The following is a 15,340-nucleotide window of genomic DNA, read 5'->3' on the forward strand; positions in this document are numbered from 1 at the left end:
GCCCCATGTCCGAGTCGTTGACCGCCATTCCGCTGACCCGCATCGACGGCCAGCCGGCCACCCTCGCCGCGTTCGAGGGCAAGGTGTTGCTGATCGTCAACGTCGCCTCCAAGTGCGGCCTCACCGCGCAGTACGCGGGTCTGGAAGCGCTGTACCGCGAGAAGCAGGCTGCGGGGCTGGAAGTACTGGGCTTCCCGGCCAACGATTTCAAGGGCCAGGAGCCGGGCAGCGAGGCGGAGATCCAGCAGTTCTGCCAGCTCACCTACGATGTGACCTTCCCGATGTTCTCCAAGATCGCGGTCACCGGCGAGGACACGCATCCGCTGTACCGCGGGCTGATCGCCGCGCAGCCGCAGACCGAGGGCGAGGGCCCGATGCGCGAGAAGCTGGCCGGTTACGGCATCGAGCCGAATCCGGCGCCGGGCGTGCTGTGGAATTTCGAGAAGTTCCTGGTCGGCCGGGACGGCCAGGTCCGCGCGCGCTTCGCTCCGGACGTTACCGCCGAGGATCCGCGCCTGCGCGCGGCGATCGACGCGGCGCTGGCGTAACGGCGCGCGGCGCCATCTGGCTGTGCTTGGACGAGCTGAAGGTGTGTTTCGGCGTCTAGGTGTGATCTCTCAGTAGGTTGTTCATCCGGGGCATCTCTGGAAGATGGGGGTTACCAAGCCAACCCAGCCCCAGGAGCCCCGGATGAACCTGCATAAACATGCCCGTTTGAGCCCTCGCGGTCGAGCCCTGCTGGTGGATCGCATCCTTGTTCATGGGCTGCGCGTGGAAGAAGCGGCGCATGCGGCCGGTGTGAGCGTCCGAACGGCCTACAAATGGCTCAAGCGCTTCAAGGAAGAGGGGGCGCAAGGGCTGAGCGACCGCACCTCCCGGCCTCACGACTGCCCCCATGCCACGCCTCGGGGCGTGGTGGATCAGGTCATCGCGCTGCGCCGTTCACGCCACACGTATCGGCAGATCGCCGAGCAGCTGCCTGTGGCGCCGAGCACCATCGCCCGGTTGCTGCGCCGCGCCGGCCTGCACCGGCTGGCCGAGCTGGAACCGGCGCTGCCGGACAATCGCTATGAATACGCCCAACCCGGCCAACTGCTGCATCTGGACATCAAGAAGCTGGCCCGTTTCCGCCAGCCCGGCCACCGCGTGACCGATGATCGGACGGTCACCTCCCGTGGCATTGGCTGGGAGTACGTCCACCTGGCCATCGACGATCACTCCCGCGTGGCCTTCGGCACCATCGAGCCCGATGAGCGCGGTCTCAGTGCCTGCAGGGCCCTGATGCAGGCGGTTCGCTACTACCGCAGCCTGGGCGTGCGCTTGGAGCGCGTGTTGACCGACAACGGCGCCTGTTACACATCACGCCGCTTCCGACGCCTTGTCCGACGGCTCGGCTTGCGCCATCTGCGAACCCGACCCTATACGCCACGCACCAATGGCAAGGCCGAGCGGCTGGTGCAGACCAGCCTGCGCGAATGGGCCTATGCGCGCTCCTATATCGACTCCACACAACGCGCCAACGCCTTCCCCGGCTGGCTGCATCACTACAACTGGCATCGACCACACGCCAGCCTCGGCTACAAGCCGCCCATCTCCCGAATTCCACTGAACAACGTAGTGGGTTTACACATCTAGGTAGTTGGTGAACGAGCCGGAGAGGTGATCGATGTCCTCGTTGGCCGGCGTCGCTTGTTGCGGCTGAACCGCTCCTACGCAAGGCGTGCAGCATCGAAACCGTTGCCGTTGCCGTTGCCGTTGCCGTTGCTTTGGCTGTTGCTTGGCATTAGCTGTTGCTTGGCATTAGCTGTTGTTTGGCTTTGGCTTTGGCTTTGGCTGTTGCCCTGGCTTTTGATTTACCGGGTTCCCTTCCGAAGCGGCGGCCATCGCGGGGAAATACCCGAAGGGCGGCGTACATGGATGTACGCCGTCCGCGGCAGGGCAGGGCTCGCCGGAAAAAGGCGAAGCACTGCTTCGCCCCGGCGGGCGGGCTGGCGCCGTGAGGCGACTGCCCCGGACTTGGCTGCGAAGCAGCCAAGCCCCTTCCGCGGATCCCCGTGATGGACGCGGACCCGGAGCGCGCAGCGCGGAGGGCGCGAGGCAGGGCGCGCTTTCTTTTGGTTACCTTTTCTTTGCGCGAGCAAAGAAAAGTAACTCGCCCGCAAGGGCGAAAGCTTTGCTTCTGCTGTTGTCGTTGATGTGGTTGCTTCGTTTGGAAGCTTGAAAGCAACAGCAAAGGCTTTCGCCTTGCGGCGAGTCACTTTTCTTTGCTTGTGCAAAGAAAAGTAACCAAAAGAAAGCACACCCCGCAGCGCGCCTTCCGCGCTTCGCGCTCCAGGTTCGCAGCCACGACGGGGATTCGCGGAGGGGGCATCCTGCCCCTGCCGCGAACGGCGTACATCCATGTACGCCGCCCTTCGGGTTTTTCCCCGCCGTGGCTGCCGCGCCGAGGGGACCCCGGTAAATCAACTGCAACAGCAACAGCAACAGCAGGAACAGGAGCAGGAGCAGGAGCAGGAGCAGGAGCAGGAGCAGGAGCAAAGCCGGCTGCACCCTGTAGTCCGCCGCGACACTCGATCACCCACTGCAAACCGCGCGCTCATCCGGCACATCGCGCTGCGCCCACAGGCGATGTCGGCAAAAACTTCGGACACAAAAAACCCGGCCGAAGCCGGGGTTTTCTGTGCTGCCTAAGTGCAGGCGACTCAGCGACCGCCGCGCCACTCCGGGACCGGCATCGCATCCACCGGCACCGTCGGATTGGTCTCTTCCTCGCGCAGATAGGCCGGCAGATCGTCGTCCTGACGCTTGTGCCCGCGCATGTCGCTCTCGATCTGATAGTTGCGGCGTTGCAGCCACGCATCGCGGGTCAGCTGGTACTCGTCCGGCGCCTGGTCGCGCAGACTGTCCAGCGACAGCAACTGCGCGCGCGTGTCGACCAACTGCAGGCCCTGCAGACCGATGCGCACTCGGTCTTCCTCGATCTGCTGCAGTGGCGACAGCGGCGCGTCGCCGACCAGGCCGAACGCATCGCGCACCGTGCGCGGGCCGAACAACGGCAGTTCCAGGTAACGCGAGCGGCGCCAGCCCCACACACCCAGGGTCTGGCCGAAGTCCTCGCTGCGCCGCGGCAGGTTGGCGTCGGTGGCCGGGTCGAAGATGCCGCCGATGCCCAGCGTGCTGTTGATCAGGAACCGGCTCAGGGTCTGCCCCGCCTGCAGCGGACGGCCCTGCAGCAGCTGGTTGACCATGGTCAGCGGCGAACTGAGGTTGTCGAAGAAGTTGGTCACGCCCAACCGCACCGGCCGCGGCACCACGTTGACGTAGGCGCGTGCCAGCGGCCGCGCCACGCCACGGTCGACCACGTTGTTGAAGGCATGCACCTTGCGGTTGAACTTCTCCCACGGATCGTAGCTCTGCGGTGCAGGCACGCCCTCCGGCAGGGTCGGATCGGCGACCGGGTTGTACGGGTCGCCGCCGTACAGCGCGGCGTAGTCGTCCTCGGCCGAGGTCGGCGTGCCGTTGGCCGACCCGGCGCCCGGGGCAGCACTCGCCGGCGGCATCGCCGCAGGCGCGCTTGCCGATGCCGGCGCGGCGCCGGTGTCCATGCCGGTGGCGCTGTCCGCGGTCGCCGGCGCGGCGTGCGCATCCGGAGTCGCGGCGCTGTCGCTGGCGGCCGGCGCGGTCTGTGCCACCGGCGGCGGCGGCGGTGGCGTGCGCTTGGGCGCGCCAGCGCAGGCACCCAGGGCGGCGGCCAGGGTCAGGGAGGTGAGGATACGCAGCACGTTCATGTGTCAGCTCGCCGCAGGGGGAGAGTGGAAGTCCAGGGTCGAGGCCAGCCGGTAGGCGGCGCTCAGGTCGGTCAGGCCGGCCGGGGCGCCATGGATGGCGACCTCGGCCTGGCCCTGGGCGCGCAGGCGCGCGGCAAGTTCGGCGAGCAGCGCCAGGCCGGCGCTGTCCACCCGCGAGACGGCCTGCAGGTCCAGCGCGCGTGCGCCCGGCAGCACGCGCAGCGCTGCCGGCCACAGCGCGGTGGCCGCCGTACGGTCGAGCACGCCGCTCAGCGCGAGCGTGTCGCCGTCGCGGCGCAGCTGCGGCGCATCACTTGCCACTGTTGCCCGCCGGTGCCGCCTGCAGCGTGCCGTTGCGCAGCTCGGCCGCAACCTCGGGGATCGACTTGTTGCGCAGCGGGGTGTCGAACTGGTTGCGGAAGGTCTGCACGTAGGACACGCCCTCCACCATCACGTCGAAGATCTTCCAGCCCGCGCCGGTGTTGCGCAGCAGGTAGTCCACCGGCACCGGGTCGCCGCCGCTGCGCAGCAGTTCCGTGGAGACCTTGACGCCGCGGCCGCCGGGCAGCGGGGTTTCCGACTTCACCCGCACCTGCGGCTTGCCTTCGAAGGTCAGCAGCGAGGTGCCGTAGCGCTGCATCAGGTTGTCGGCCATCGCGTCGCCGAACAGCTTGACGTCGGCGTCGGAGGCGCCGCGGCCGTGCACGCCCAGCACCAGGCGGGCGGCGTAGTCGCGGTCGAAGGACTTGTTCATCTCGCTGTCGATGAACTGGCGCAGCGCGGTCGGGTTGCTCTTGAACTCGCTGCGGCGCTGTTCCAGCGTGGTCAGGATGCGCGTGCTGTTCTCCAGCACCACCTTGCTGGCCGAACCGGCCTGGGTGGCGGCGGCGGCCGGCGCGGCGGCCTGGGCCAGGGCGGCGGAGGGCGCGGCCACGGCCAGCGCGGCGGCGAGAGCGGCGGAAAGCAGTTTGATCGTCATGGCTTGGGTTCCGTTGCGGGCGTGGTGGGGTCGGCAGAGGGTGCGGCAGCGGGTGTTGCGTTCTTGTCGCCGCCGGCGCTGCCGCCGCCGAACATGTACTTGCCGACCAGCTGGATCAGGTCCACCGCCGGCTGGGTGAAGGCGATTTCCTGGCCGGGCTTGAGCGTGTCGGGGTCGCCGCCGGGCTGCAGGCCGACATAGCTCTCGCCCAGCAGACCGCTGGTCAGGATCGCCGCCGAAGTGTCGGCCGGCAGGTCCTTGTACTTGTCGTCGATGGACAGGGTCACCACCGAGTCGAACTTGGTCGGGTCCAGGTCGATCTTGGCGACCTGGCCGATGATGACGCCGCCGATCTTCACCGGCGCCTGCGCACGCAGCTGGCCGATCTGCGAGAAGCGCGCGACCAGATCGTAGCGGTGGCCGCCGAAGCCCCACTGGCGGTTGGTGGAAGCCAGCGCCAGCACCAGCAGCGAGGCCAGGCCCAGCAGCAGGAAGGCGCCGACGGCGAACTCGAGACGGGGACCACGGAGAGCCATAACGTGTCTACCTTGTTGATTCAGCGTGGCCGCGGCGCCAGTGCCGCGACCGGGATGTTGCCGCGGAGCCTGCCGTCGCCGGCCGGTCCCGCGTTGGCGCCGCTCAGCGGAACAGCAGCGCCGACATGACGAAGTTGAACATCAGCACCAGCAGCGAGGCGTTGACCACGGCGCGGGTGGTGGCCACCGAAGTGCCCTCGATGGTCGGCTCGGCATGGAAGCCGACATAGGCCGCCACCAGCGCCGCCGTGCCGCCGAACACCGCCGACTTCAGCATCGCCACGCCGAAGTCGTCCCAGAAATCCACGCTGCTCGACAGCGCCGACCAGAACGTGCCGCGGTCAAGGCCGAGCGCCGCCACCGCCTCGAAATAGCTGGCGCTGATCGCCAGCGAGCAGAAGATGCCGGTCAGCAGCGGCACGGTCAGCACCGCCGCCCAGAAGCGCGGCGCCACCGCCTTGGCCACCGGGTCGATCGCCATCAGCTCCAGCGCCTTGATCTGGTCGGTCGCACGCATCAGGCCGAGCTCGGCGGCGATGGAACTGCCGGCGCGGCCGATGAACAGCAGCGCGGTCAGCACCGGCGCCAGCTCGCGGTACAGCGACAGGCCGAGCAGCGTGGACAGCGCATCGGAGGCGCCATAGGTCTGCAGCGTGCGGTAGCCCTGCAGGGTCAGCACCAGGCCGACGAAGGCGCCGCCCACGGCGATGATCGGCAGCGAACGCGCGCCGACCTTGTAGATCTCGCGGATCAGCTCGGCCAGCAGGTCCCGGGTCGGCAGCGAGCCGCGCAGCACGGTCAGGAAGAACAGCCCGGCACGGCCCAGGGAACGGATCGGGGCAACGATGGCCATCAGGCGGCGCTCCGCGCGCGCTGCGGCGCATCGAACGGGATCGGGCCGTCGGGACGGCCGTGCAGGAACTGCTGCAGCAACGGATCGCTGCTGGCCTGCAGGTCCTGCGGGGTGCCGGCGAAGACCACGCCGCCGTTGGCGATGGCCACGGCCTGGTCGCAGATCGGCAGGGTCTCGTGGACGTGGTGGCTGACGATGATGCTGGTCAGGCCCAGGGTGTGGTTGAGGCGCTGGATCAGGCTCATGATCACGCCGGAGGCGATCGGGTCCAGCCCGGTCAGGGGTTCGTCGTAGATCATCAGCGGCGGGTCCAGGGCCAGTGCCCGCGCCAGCGCCACGCGCCGCGCCATGCCGCCGGACAGCTCGCGCGGCCAGGCGTCGGCAGCGGCCAGCAGGCCCACCGCGTGCAGCTTCAATGCGACCAGCCGCTGCAGCACCGGTTCGGGCAGGCGGGTGTGGGCGCGCAATGGCAGCGCCACGTTCTCGGCCACGCTCAGGTCGGTCAGCAGGCCGTTGCCCTGCAGCAGCACGCCGATGCTCTTGCGCGTCTCGCGCAGCGCACGGCTGCCGCGCGGCAGCGGCTTGCCGAACACCTGCAGCGTCCCCGCGGCCGGCTCCAGTTCGCCGGTCAGCGCCGCCAGCAGCGTGGACTTGCCGCTGCCGGAGGGGCCGAGCACCGCGGTGATGCTGCCGCGCGGCACGCTCAGCGAGACGTCGCGCAGGATCGCCCGGCCGCCGCGGTCGATGCGCACGCCCGACAACTGCACCAGATTGGATTCGGAAGACGCCATCGCGACCTTTAACGAAAATACAACATAGGATCGATCCGTTCGGCTGAACTTAACCGAACTGGCCCGTGCAGTATTGTGGCACCGCGCGGGCCGGTGTGCGCGCCCGCTTCACCCCGTTCATGCAACAGCGTGTCATGCGGCCGCGCATTGGTCGTCGGCGACGCCGCATCGCCTCGGGATGGCCGCCACCGCGCCAGCGCCTCGCAGCTGCACTTGAGGGGTGGACAAAAGGCGGTGTGGACAAATGCCCGCACAGCGCTTGTGCGCGTCGCGACGGCACGCGACGATGCCGGCATGGCGACCGTGCCGAACCACACCTGGAGTCAAGGATGGAGCTGTTGAGCTTGGAACACTTCGCTGGAAGCGTGAACGAGACGTTCTCGGCGCAGTTGAACGAAGGCGAGGTCGCATTCGTGCTGGTCGAAGCGCGGCCGCTGCCGACGCCGCCCGCGGCGCGGCGCGCCCCGTTCTCGCTGCTGTTCCGCAACGGCTCGGCGTTTCTGTTTCCGCAGCAGACCTACCAGATGCGCCATCCGCGCCTGGGCGAGATCGGCATCTTCCTGGTGCCGGTCGCGCGCGAACGCGACGGCTTCCTGTATCAGGCGGTGTTCAACTGACGCGCGCGTCCGGCTTCGTGCCGGCGCCATCCCAGCGCATGGCCAGATGGGTCTGGCCGGCCTCGCCGGCAACGAAGCCCAGCCGCGCGTAGAGCCGCTGCGCTGCGGGATTGGCATGCAGCACGTGCAGCGTCAGTGCGCGCCCATCCGCATGCGCGAGCGCCTGTGCCTGCGCGATCAGCGCGCCGCCGATGCCGTGGCTGCGGCAGTCCGGCAGCAGGCTGATATCGACCAGGACGTGCGGATCCGTGCTGCGGTCCAGATACAGCCGGCCCAGCCGCGCGTGCGCGTCTTCCACGATCAGGAAGTCCGCGCCGGGAAAGTGCTGCAGATAGTGCGCATGCTGCAAGGCGAACTGCTGGTCGAGAAAGGCGCGCTTGGTTTGTTCCGGCCACGGCACCGCGGCCAGTTCGTCGCGCCGCGTGCTGGCGTACAGGTCGCGCAGCCAGGGTAGATCTTCCGCCCGCGCCGGACGCAAGACGATGCCGCGAGCCCGCAGCGCCGCGGGCGCTGCGAGCCCGGCGTCCCGCGGCGGGAAGCCGGGCGACGCGGCGATCGACATCGCGCCTGCCTCAGTTGAAGGCCGGATAGTCGCCCTGCAGCGCGATGCAGAAGTTCACCGCCAGATACGGCTGGCGGTTCTCGTGCGGCTGGCCGGTGCCGGTGGGCAACAGCATGGTCGGGGAGAACTGCTTGTCCGGCGCGACGGCAAGAAAAGGGCGCTCGGTATTAACGTTCAGCGAAGACAAGCCCACACCGCTTGCTGGCGTGCCGGTCTTCTTGGTTGCGTCGGACTGCGAGAACGCATTGACACCATGCTGATGCAGTGGAATTTGCGTGCTCTGCAGACTTACCGAGGCCGAGCCGAAGTTGCTCCCCAGCGTGTGCGGGGTCAGGCCCGGCCCCGCACCTTGCTGACAGCCGGCGCGTGCCGAGAAATTCGGCAACTGGAAGGTGGTGGTGCCATTGCCGCCATAGGCCGCGCCCAGCAGCGAGAACAAGGCGGTGTTCTGGGCGACCGGCAGGACGGCGCCATTACAAAAGGCCCAGCCATAGGGGTTGTAGTCGAAGCCGAACAGCTGGATTTCGCCGAGATAGGGTTCGGTCATGAGCGGAGTCCTCCGATGGAGCGGATGCGGGCCGCAGCCACGTCGGCGCGGCGCTGGGGTCAGGCCTGTTGCGGGAAGATGCCGGTGGTGGCGATGCAGTACTGCACCGTCAGTGTCGGCATGGTGTTGTCGTGTGGCTGGTTGCCGCCGGCGTACGAAGTGCTCTCCCCGGACATCGCCAGCGTGGTGGCGCCGGTGAGGTCGCTGGCATAGAAGAGACTGCCGTTGACCGCACCCGGCAGTAGGCCTGCGGGTGCTGTGGCGGTCGCTGCGGCGGTGGTGGCCTGAGCGGTGTGCGTATGCGCCGGCATCTGCAGGTCGGTCAACGTCACCGTCTCGGTGCCGGCCTTCTGGGCGAGGGCATAGTTGCTGAGTCCCGGTCCCTGGCCCTGATGGATCGGCAGGCGTCCGCGCAGATCCGGCACCGCGAAGGTGCTGGTGCCATTGCCGCCGTAGGCGGTGCCGAGCAGCACGTACAACGGTTCGTATTCGGAGATCTGCAGCAGCGTGCCGTCGCACGCCTGCCAGCCCAGAGGGGTGCGGCCGAAGCCGAACATGCGGATTTCGCCGATGAAGGGAGTACCCATGAGATGCTTCCTGGTCGATGAGACGCCACGCGCACCAATGCGCGCTGTGCGCCCGAATGCGGATGCGCCTAGCTGCGCGAAGGGAAGATGCCGGACAGCGCGATGCAGAAATTGAGCGTGGTGTACGGCTGCACGTTCGGATGCGCCTGGCCCCCGCCACTGTTGGCGATGGTGGACTGCGCCAGCGGCACCATCGCGCCGGGGGCGGCATACAACGCGTGCGGTGTCCCGGTATTCACGCTGTTGTTTGCGAAGAGGCGACCGGTTGGCGTGCGGTTGTCACCTTTGACGCTGCTGCAATCCATCAGGTGAGTATGCGCGGGCAGGTTGTTGCCCACCAGCGTCACAGTCTCCGCACCGGCGGCCTGGCCCATCGGCATCGCAGCCGGCTGCCACGCCGGATCGGCCGACGGTCCATAGCCCATCGGCGTGCGCCCGCGCATGTCGGGCAAGCCGAACGTGATCTTGCCGTCGCCGCCGAAGCGGGTGCTGAGCAGGCTGAACAGGGCCTGGTTCTGATTGATCGGCAGCAATTGCCCGTTGCACTGCGCAAAATACTTCGGCGCAAACGCGAAACCGGTCAGCATTATCTGACCGATGAAGAACTCGCTCATGCGGATCTCCCCCCGGAGTGGATAGCGCCAGACCTCGTGTCTGGCACCGGACTACTTAATCACGACTTCGGCGACTTGCAAGAGACGATTTCGCTGAACCAGACAGACGTGACGCATTTGTTGCTTTACGCAGCGCCGAATTTGTTGTTCCAATAGCGGCGCGACGCGCATGGCCGATGCTTGCTGGGCCGATGTTCCGCGAAGTCCGAGGCACCAGGATGGCTGCCAGCGCCCATGGGGTGGCGCGTTTTGGGGGGAATCAAAATATGTCTACGAATTGCACCGCTTCGAGCGGTATGCGACTGACGTTGCGTTGGCTGATGGCGCTGCTTTGGCTGGCGATCTCGCCAGTATGTCTGGCCGCCTACTGCCCGACTCCGCAGACCGCTACAGTGAACTCTGGAGGGTCGACGACATTCGACGTCACCAATTGCGACGGTCCGTCCAATACCGGTATGACCGATGACGGCGTGCCGCCTGCGCATGGCAGCTATGTCCTTAGCGCTCAGTCTGGTCCTGGTACCCAAACAGTGACCTATACCAACAACGGTGATGGCGCGACCTCGGACTCGTTCTATCTCCTGGACGAGGACAACAACCAAGTCGTCTTCAACATCACCATCAACCCCTCGCGCACCGCCAGCATCACGGTCTCCCCGTCCAGCGCCAACGAGGACAGCGGCACGCCCTTCGTCTACACGGTGACGCTGAGCTCGACCAACAGTTCGGCGACCACGGTGAACCTGACCCGTAGCGGCACGGCGGGCAGCGGAACCGACTACACCGGCGCGGTCAGCAGCATCGTGGTGCCGGCCAACGCCACCTCCGCCAGCTTCAACATCACCCCGATCGCCGACACCACGGTGGAAGCGGACGAGACGGTGACCTTCAACGTCGCCAACGGCACCGGCTATTCCATCGGCAACCCCTCCAGCGCCACCGCCACCATCGTCAATGACGACTATCCCTCGGCAAGCATCGCGGTGTCGCCGGCCAGCGTCGCCGAAGATGGCAGCGCCAACCTTGTCTACACCGTCACCCTGAGCCAGGCGTCGCCGTCGGCGCTCTCGATCGGCTTCAGCGTGGGCGGCACCGCGACGTCCGGTACCGACTACGCAGCGGTCAACTCGCCGCTGGTGATTGCGGCCGGCCAGACCAGCGGCACCATCACCGTCGATCCCACCCCCGACACCACGGTGGAACCGGACGAGACCGTGGTGATCAGCCTCAATGCGGGCAGCGGTTACACCGTCGGCTCGCCGTCCAGCGCCACCGGCACCATCCTCAACGACGACCAGCCGGCGCTGTCGGTCAACGACGTGTCGCAGAACGAGGGCAATTCCGGCAACACCGCGTTCACCTTCACCGTCTCGCTCAGCCAGCCGGCCGGCAGTGGCGGGGTCAGCTTCGACATCGCCACCGCCAACGGCACCGCGACCGCGGGCACCGACTACATCTCCTCCAGCGTGAACGGGCTGACCATTCCGGCCGGCAGCAGCAGTGCCACCTTCACCGTGCAGGTGATCGGCGACACGCTCAACGAACCCGACGAAACCTTCTTCGTCAACGTCAGCAACGTCAGCGGCGCCACCGTCGCCGACGGACAGGGCCAGGGCACCATCGTCAACGACGATGCGCAGCCGTCGCTCTCGATCGGCGATGTCAGCGTCATCGAAGGCAACAGCGGCAACACCACGGCGACGTTCACGGTTACCCTCAGCGCCGCCAGCGGCCAAACCGTCATGGTCAACTACGGGACCGCCGACGGCACCGCCACTGCCGGCAGCGACTATGTCGCCACCTCGGGTCCGCTGGCCTTCGCGCCCGGCACCACCGTGCAGAGCATCGCAGTGACGATCATCGGCGACACCACCGTCGAGCCGGACGAGACGTTCACGGTGACCCTGTCCGCTGCCAGCAACGCCACCATCGCCCGCGCCACCGCCACCGGCACGATCCTCAACGACGATGCGGTGGTGACGATCTCGCCGACGTCGCTACCGGCGGCCACCGCCGGCACCAGCTACAGCCAGACCTTGACGGCAAGTGGTGGGACGGCGCCATATGGCTTCGCGATCACCACCGGCACATTGCCGGTGGGCATGCTGCTGAGTTCCGCCGGCGTGCTGACCGGCACGCCCAGCGGCAGCGGCAGCTTCAATTTCACCGTGTCCGCGACCGACAGCGGCGCGTCGCCCATCAGTGGTAGCCGTGCCTATACGTTGACGGTGGCTGCGCCAACCGTGACGCTGCCGGCGACGACCCTGCCAAACGGCACCGCCGGCCAGGCCTACAGCGCGGCGATCACCCAGGCCAGCGGCGGCATCGCGCCGTACACCTATGCCGTCACGGCCGGCGCCTTGCCGGCAGGCGTGACCGTCAACAGTGCGACCGGTGCGCTCAGCGGCACGCCCACCGTGACCGGCAATTTCAGCTTCACCCTGGTCGCGACCGACAGTACCTCCGGAACGCCGGGCCAGGCGTCGCGCAGCTATACGCTGGCGATCGTGGCGCCGACCTTGACCGTCGCCCCGTCCACCCTGCCGTCCGGGACCGCGGGCACCGCCTACAGCCAGACGTTGAGCACCAGCGGCGGGACGGCGCCCTACACCTACGCGCTCAGCTCCGGTGCCTTGCCTGCGGGCCTGAGCCTGAGCAGTGCCGGTGTCCTATCCGGCACCCCGACCGTGGCCGGCAGTTTCACCTTCGTCGTCGGCGTCACCGATGCCGGCAGTTTCGGCGGCTCGCACGCCTACACCCTGTCCATCGCCTCGCCGACCCTGGCCATCACCCCGCCGACGTTGCCGGCAGCGGCGATCAACGCCAGCTACAGCCAGGCGCTGAGCACCAGCGGCGGCACCGCACCGTACAGCTATGTGCTCAATGCCGGCGCCTTGCCGAGCGGGATGAGCCTGAGCGCGGGCGGCGTGCTGTCCGGTACGCCGACCACGGCCGGCAACTTCGCGTTCACCGTGGGCGTTACCGACGCCAACGCCTTCACTGCGGCGCAGGCGTTCACCCTGACGGTGGCCTCTCCGACGCTGACGCTGTCGCCGCCGGCGCTGCCGGCCGGCACCGCGGGCAGCGCCTACAGTCAGGCGCTCAGCGCCACCGGCGGTACCGCGCCCTACAGTTACAGCCTCGCTACCGGCGCGTTGCCGGCCGGGCTGAGCCTGAGCGCGGCCGGCGTGCTGTCCGGTACCCCGACCCAGGCGGGCAGTTTCGTCTTCACCGCCACCGTCACCGACAGCACCGCCGGCGTCCCCGGCCAGGCCAGCCGCAGCTACACGCTGAGCATCGCGGCGCCGACCCTGACTCCGGGGCAGCCGACCTTGCCTGCCGGCACCGCGGGCACCGCGTACAACCAGACCCTGAGCACCAGCGGCGGCACCGCACCGTACAGCTACAGCGTGGTCAGCGGCGCGCTGCCGACCGGGCTGAGCCTGACCCCGGCGGGCGTGCTGTCCGGCACGCCCGGCGCGGCCGGCAGTTTCGCCTTCAGCATCAAGGTGAGCGACGCCAACGGCTTCTCGGCCACGCAGCCCTACACCGTGACCATCGCCTCGGCGGTGCCGGCACCGGTGGCGGCGAACGACACCGGCGCCACGCTGGTGGATACCCCGCTGACCCTGGAGGTGACCGGCAACGACACCGGCAGCATCGACAGCATCGCCATCGCCACGGCCCCCAGCCATGGCACTGCGACGGTCGAAGGCCGGCGCCTGGTGTACACGCCGGCGGCCGGCTACGTGGGTGTGGACAGCGTCGCCTACACCGCCGTCGGCGCGGGCGGCAGTTCGGCCCCGGCGACCGTCACCATCACCGTCAACGCCCGCCCCATCGCGGTGTCGGTGACGGTCCAGGCAGTGATCGGGCAGGCCGAGACCCTGGACGTCACCCGCAATGCCACCGGCGGCCCGTTCGTGGCCGCCGCCGTGGTCGCGGTGTTGCCGGCCAATGCCGGCACCGCGACGATCACCCGCGCGGCCGCCAAGGCCGCCGGCGTGCCGACCGCGGCCGCGGACGAGGGCCCGGGCTTCCTGCTGACCTTCGTGCCGAACCCGGCCTTCTCCGGCAACGCCACGGTGCGCTTCACCCTGTCTAATGCATACGCGACCTCGGCCGCGGCGGACATCGTGTTCGTGATCGCGCCGCGCCGGGATCCGACCCAGGATGCGCAGGTGCGCGGCCTGATCGACGCGCAGGCCGAGTCGACCCGGCGCTTCGCCAAGGCGCAGATCGACAACTTCCAGCGCCGCCTGGAGGCGACCCACCGTGGTGCGCGCGGCTTCGACAACGGCGTGAGCTTCCAGGCCACTTCGCATTGCCGCCAGCGAGACCGCACGCTGCAGAGCGACCGTAACCTGGACGCGCAAGCGTGCGACCCGGCCAATCGCGACCTGCGCGACAGTGCCATGGACGGCGGCGCCGACACCGCAGCGGCAGCGCAGCGCGATACCGGCACGGCGGCGGGCGACCTCGGCCTGTGGGTGGGCGGTGCGATCCGCTCCGGCAGCCTGGACAAGCAGTCGCAGCGTGCCGGCGTGGACTTCCAGACCGATGGCCTGAGCCTGGGCGCCGACTATCGCGTGTCCCCGGTCTTTGCGCTGGGCGCGGGCGTGGGCTTCGGCCGCGACGACAGCGACGTCGGCCGCGACGGCAGCCACAGCAAGTCCACCGCGTACACGCTGGCGCTGTATGCCAGCTACCACCCGGGCCAGACCCTGTTCTTCGACACCTTGGTCGGCTACCAGTTGCTGTCCTACGACCTGCGCCGCTACGTCACCGACAACGGCGCGCTGGCCGAAGGCGACCGCAGCGGCCACCAGTGGATCGCGTCGCTGTCGGCCGGTGCCGACCTGCAGCGCGGCGATTGGCAGATCACCCCGTACGCGCGGGTGGATGCCGCGCGCGCCACGCTCGACGCCTACAGCGAAGCGGCGATGGCGCCGTATGCGCTGCGCTACGAGGACATGGACGTGGCCACCACCACCGGCAACCTCGGCTTGCGTCTGGAATGGCGCAGGCAGACGTCCTGGGGACGGCTGACGCCGCAGTTCCGGCTGGAGTACCAGCACGACTTCCAGGGCCGTGGCGACGCCACGCTGGGCTATGCCGACATCGTCGGCGGCACCCTGTACCGCACCGGGCAGAGTGTCTACGACCGCAACCGGCTGATGCTGGGCGTCGGCGTGGTGTTCAGCACCGACCAGGGCTTGTCCACGCGCGTGGAATACCGCGGCGTGACCGACGGCGACAGCGGCAGCGACCAGACCTGGATGTTCAACGTCGAGAAGAAGTACTGACGCTTTGAGCCCCTCTCCCCCGGGAGAGGGGGTGGGGTGAGGGTCCGACGCGCAGCGACTCGCGATGTTTGGGTGCACGAGGCTGCGCCCGTACCCTCATCCGGCCCTTCGGGCCACTTTCTCCCGGCGGGAGAAGGGAGCGGCTAGCCCCTCTCCCCCC

Annotated in this window: 15 protein-coding genes; 5 read left to right on the forward strand and 10 right to left on the reverse strand. The window is 68.4% G+C overall.

What is annotated here, in order from left to right:
* Positions 1-5 precede the first annotated feature (5 nt).
* From SLW55_RS18420 to SLW55_RS18430, 3 genes are all read left to right on the forward strand, one after another.
* The gene (locus SLW55_RS18420) at positions 6-548 is read left to right on the forward strand and encodes a glutathione peroxidase (RefSeq protein ID WP_320745521.1); all 543 of its coding nucleotides are present in this window, start codon (positions 6-8) and stop codon (positions 546-548) included.
* A 142-nt stretch (positions 549-690) separates the two neighbouring features.
* Entirely contained in the window at positions 691-1,635 is a 945-nt protein-coding gene (locus SLW55_RS18425) for an IS481 family transposase (RefSeq protein WP_320745522.1), read from the forward strand.
* A 765-nt stretch (positions 1,636-2,400) separates the two neighbouring features.
* Entirely contained in the window at positions 2,401-2,691 is a 291-nt protein-coding gene (locus SLW55_RS18430; protein ID WP_320745523.1) for a hypothetical protein, read from the forward strand.
* An 11-nt stretch (positions 2,692-2,702) separates the two neighbouring features.
* On the opposite strand, the gene SLW55_RS18435 is transcribed toward SLW55_RS18430, so the two are convergent.
* The 6 genes from SLW55_RS18435 to SLW55_RS18460 all read right to left on the reverse strand — a co-directional run bounded on the left by SLW55_RS18435 (position 2,703) and on the right by SLW55_RS18460 (position 6,947).
* The gene (locus SLW55_RS18435) at positions 2,703-3,788 is read right to left on the reverse strand and encodes a VacJ family lipoprotein (RefSeq protein WP_267093233.1); all 1,086 of its coding nucleotides are present in this window, start codon (positions 3,786-3,788) and stop codon (positions 2,703-2,705) included.
* A 3-nt stretch (positions 3,789-3,791) separates the two neighbouring features.
* Positions 3,792-4,109 carry an STAS domain-containing protein gene (locus SLW55_RS18440; protein WP_320745524.1) on the reverse strand — a complete coding sequence of 106 codons (318 nt, stop codon included), beginning with the start codon at positions 4,107-4,109 and terminating at the stop codon, positions 3,792-3,794.
* A complete protein-coding gene (locus SLW55_RS18445) occupies positions 4,099-4,767 on the reverse strand; it encodes an ABC transporter substrate-binding protein (RefSeq protein WP_017909943.1) in 669 nt (222 codons plus the stop codon). Before SLW55_RS18445 ends, SLW55_RS18440 begins: the two co-directional genes overlap by 11 nt.
* On the reverse strand, positions 4,764-5,303 hold the full coding sequence (gene mlaD, locus SLW55_RS18450) for an outer membrane lipid asymmetry maintenance protein MlaD (RefSeq protein WP_017909944.1): 540 nt from the start codon (positions 5,301-5,303) through the stop codon (positions 4,764-4,766). Before mlaD ends, SLW55_RS18445 begins: the two co-directional genes overlap by 4 nt.
* 103 nt (positions 5,304-5,406) lie before the next feature.
* A complete protein-coding gene (locus tag SLW55_RS18455) occupies positions 5,407-6,156 on the reverse strand; it encodes an MlaE family lipid ABC transporter permease subunit (RefSeq protein ID WP_017909945.1) in 750 nt (249 codons plus the stop codon).
* Positions 6,156-6,947 (reverse strand): ATP-binding cassette domain-containing protein, encoded by a 792-nt coding sequence (locus tag SLW55_RS18460; RefSeq protein ID WP_152237765.1) that lies wholly within the window; start codon positions 6,945-6,947, stop codon positions 6,156-6,158. Before SLW55_RS18460 ends, SLW55_RS18455 begins: the two co-directional genes overlap by 1 nt.
* A 329-nt stretch (positions 6,948-7,276) precedes the next feature.
* Here SLW55_RS18460 and SLW55_RS18465 point away from each other — a divergent pair, with 329 nt between their 5' ends.
* Complete coding sequence (locus SLW55_RS18465; RefSeq protein WP_017909947.1) at positions 7,277-7,564, forward strand: hypothetical protein; 288 nt, start codon at positions 7,277-7,279, stop codon at positions 7,562-7,564.
* On the opposite strand, the gene SLW55_RS18470 is transcribed toward SLW55_RS18465, so the two are convergent.
* From SLW55_RS18470 to SLW55_RS18485, 4 genes are all read right to left on the reverse strand, one after another.
* A complete protein-coding gene (locus tag SLW55_RS18470; RefSeq protein WP_267084931.1) occupies positions 7,557-8,126 on the reverse strand; it encodes a GNAT family N-acetyltransferase in 570 nt (189 codons plus the stop codon). The genes SLW55_RS18465 and SLW55_RS18470 overlap by 8 nt on opposite strands.
* Positions 8,127-8,136: 10 nt before the next feature.
* The gene (locus SLW55_RS18475) at positions 8,137-8,673 is read right to left on the reverse strand and encodes a tail fiber protein (RefSeq protein ID WP_267098978.1); all 537 of its coding nucleotides are present in this window, start codon (positions 8,671-8,673) and stop codon (positions 8,137-8,139) included.
* Positions 8,674-8,732: 59 nt separating this feature from the next.
* Entirely contained in the window at positions 8,733-9,260 is a 528-nt protein-coding gene (locus tag SLW55_RS18480; protein WP_267098979.1) for a tail fiber protein, read from the reverse strand.
* A gap of 68 nt (positions 9,261-9,328) precedes the next feature.
* Positions 9,329-9,874, reverse strand: coding sequence for a tail fiber protein (locus SLW55_RS18485; RefSeq protein WP_267098980.1), 546 nt, complete (start codon positions 9,872-9,874; stop codon positions 9,329-9,331).
* Between the two features lie 266 nt (positions 9,875-10,140).
* Between SLW55_RS18485 and SLW55_RS18490 the strand changes: the two genes are divergently transcribed.
* The gene (locus SLW55_RS18490; RefSeq protein WP_320745525.1) at positions 10,141-15,180 is read left to right on the forward strand and encodes a putative Ig domain-containing protein; all 5,040 of its coding nucleotides are present in this window, start codon (positions 10,141-10,143) and stop codon (positions 15,178-15,180) included.
* Positions 15,181-15,340: the final 160 nt, after the last annotated feature.

The sequence above is a fragment of the Xanthomonas sp. LF06-19 genome (genome assembly GCF_034105425.1).
GTDB classification, from domain to species: domain Bacteria; phylum Pseudomonadota; class Gammaproteobacteria; order Xanthomonadales; family Xanthomonadaceae; genus Xanthomonas_A; species Xanthomonas_A sontii.

Bases quoted from the DNA above. Each gene is read 5' to 3' on its own strand.
- SLW55_RS18430 (WP_320745523.1), top strand. From the start codon at position 2,401: ATGTACGCCGCCCTTCGGGTTTTTCCCCGCCGTGGCTGCCGCGCCGAG.
- SLW55_RS18485 (WP_267098980.1), bottom strand. From the start codon at position 9,874: ATGAGCGAGTTCTTCATCGGTCAGATAATGCTGACCGGTTTCGCGTTT.
- SLW55_RS18475 (WP_267098978.1), bottom strand. From the start codon at position 8,673: ATGACCGAACCCTATCTCGGCGAAATCCAGCTGTTCGGCTTCGACTAC.
- SLW55_RS18435 (WP_267093233.1), bottom strand. From the start codon at position 3,788: ATGAACGTGCTGCGTATCCTCACCTCCCTGACCCTGGCCGCCGCCCTG.
- SLW55_RS18465 (WP_017909947.1), top strand. From the start codon at position 7,277: ATGGAGCTGTTGAGCTTGGAACACTTCGCTGGAAGCGTGAACGAGACG.
- SLW55_RS18460 (WP_152237765.1), bottom strand. From the start codon at position 6,947: ATGGCGTCTTCCGAATCCAATCTGGTGCAGTTGTCGGGCGTGCGCATC.
- SLW55_RS18425 (WP_320745522.1), top strand. From the start codon at position 691: ATGAACCTGCATAAACATGCCCGTTTGAGCCCTCGCGGTCGAGCCCTG.
- mlaD (WP_017909944.1), bottom strand. From the start codon at position 5,303: ATGGCTCTCCGTGGTCCCCGTCTCGAGTTCGCCGTCGGCGCCTTCCTG.
- SLW55_RS18480 (WP_267098979.1), bottom strand. From the start codon at position 9,260: ATGGGTACTCCCTTCATCGGCGAAATCCGCATGTTCGGCTTCGGCCGC.
- SLW55_RS18455 (WP_017909945.1), bottom strand. From the start codon at position 6,156: ATGGCCATCGTTGCCCCGATCCGTTCCCTGGGCCGTGCCGGGCTGTTC.
- SLW55_RS18490 (WP_320745525.1), top strand. From the start codon at position 10,141: ATGTCTACGAATTGCACCGCTTCGAGCGGTATGCGACTGACGTTGCGT.
- SLW55_RS18420 (WP_320745521.1), top strand. From the start codon at position 6: ATGTCCGAGTCGTTGACCGCCATTCCGCTGACCCGCATCGACGGCCAG.
- SLW55_RS18445 (WP_017909943.1), bottom strand. From the start codon at position 4,767: ATGACGATCAAACTGCTTTCCGCCGCTCTCGCCGCCGCGCTGGCCGTG.
- SLW55_RS18470 (WP_267084931.1), bottom strand. From the start codon at position 8,126: ATGTCGATCGCCGCGTCGCCCGGCTTCCCGCCGCGGGACGCCGGGCTC.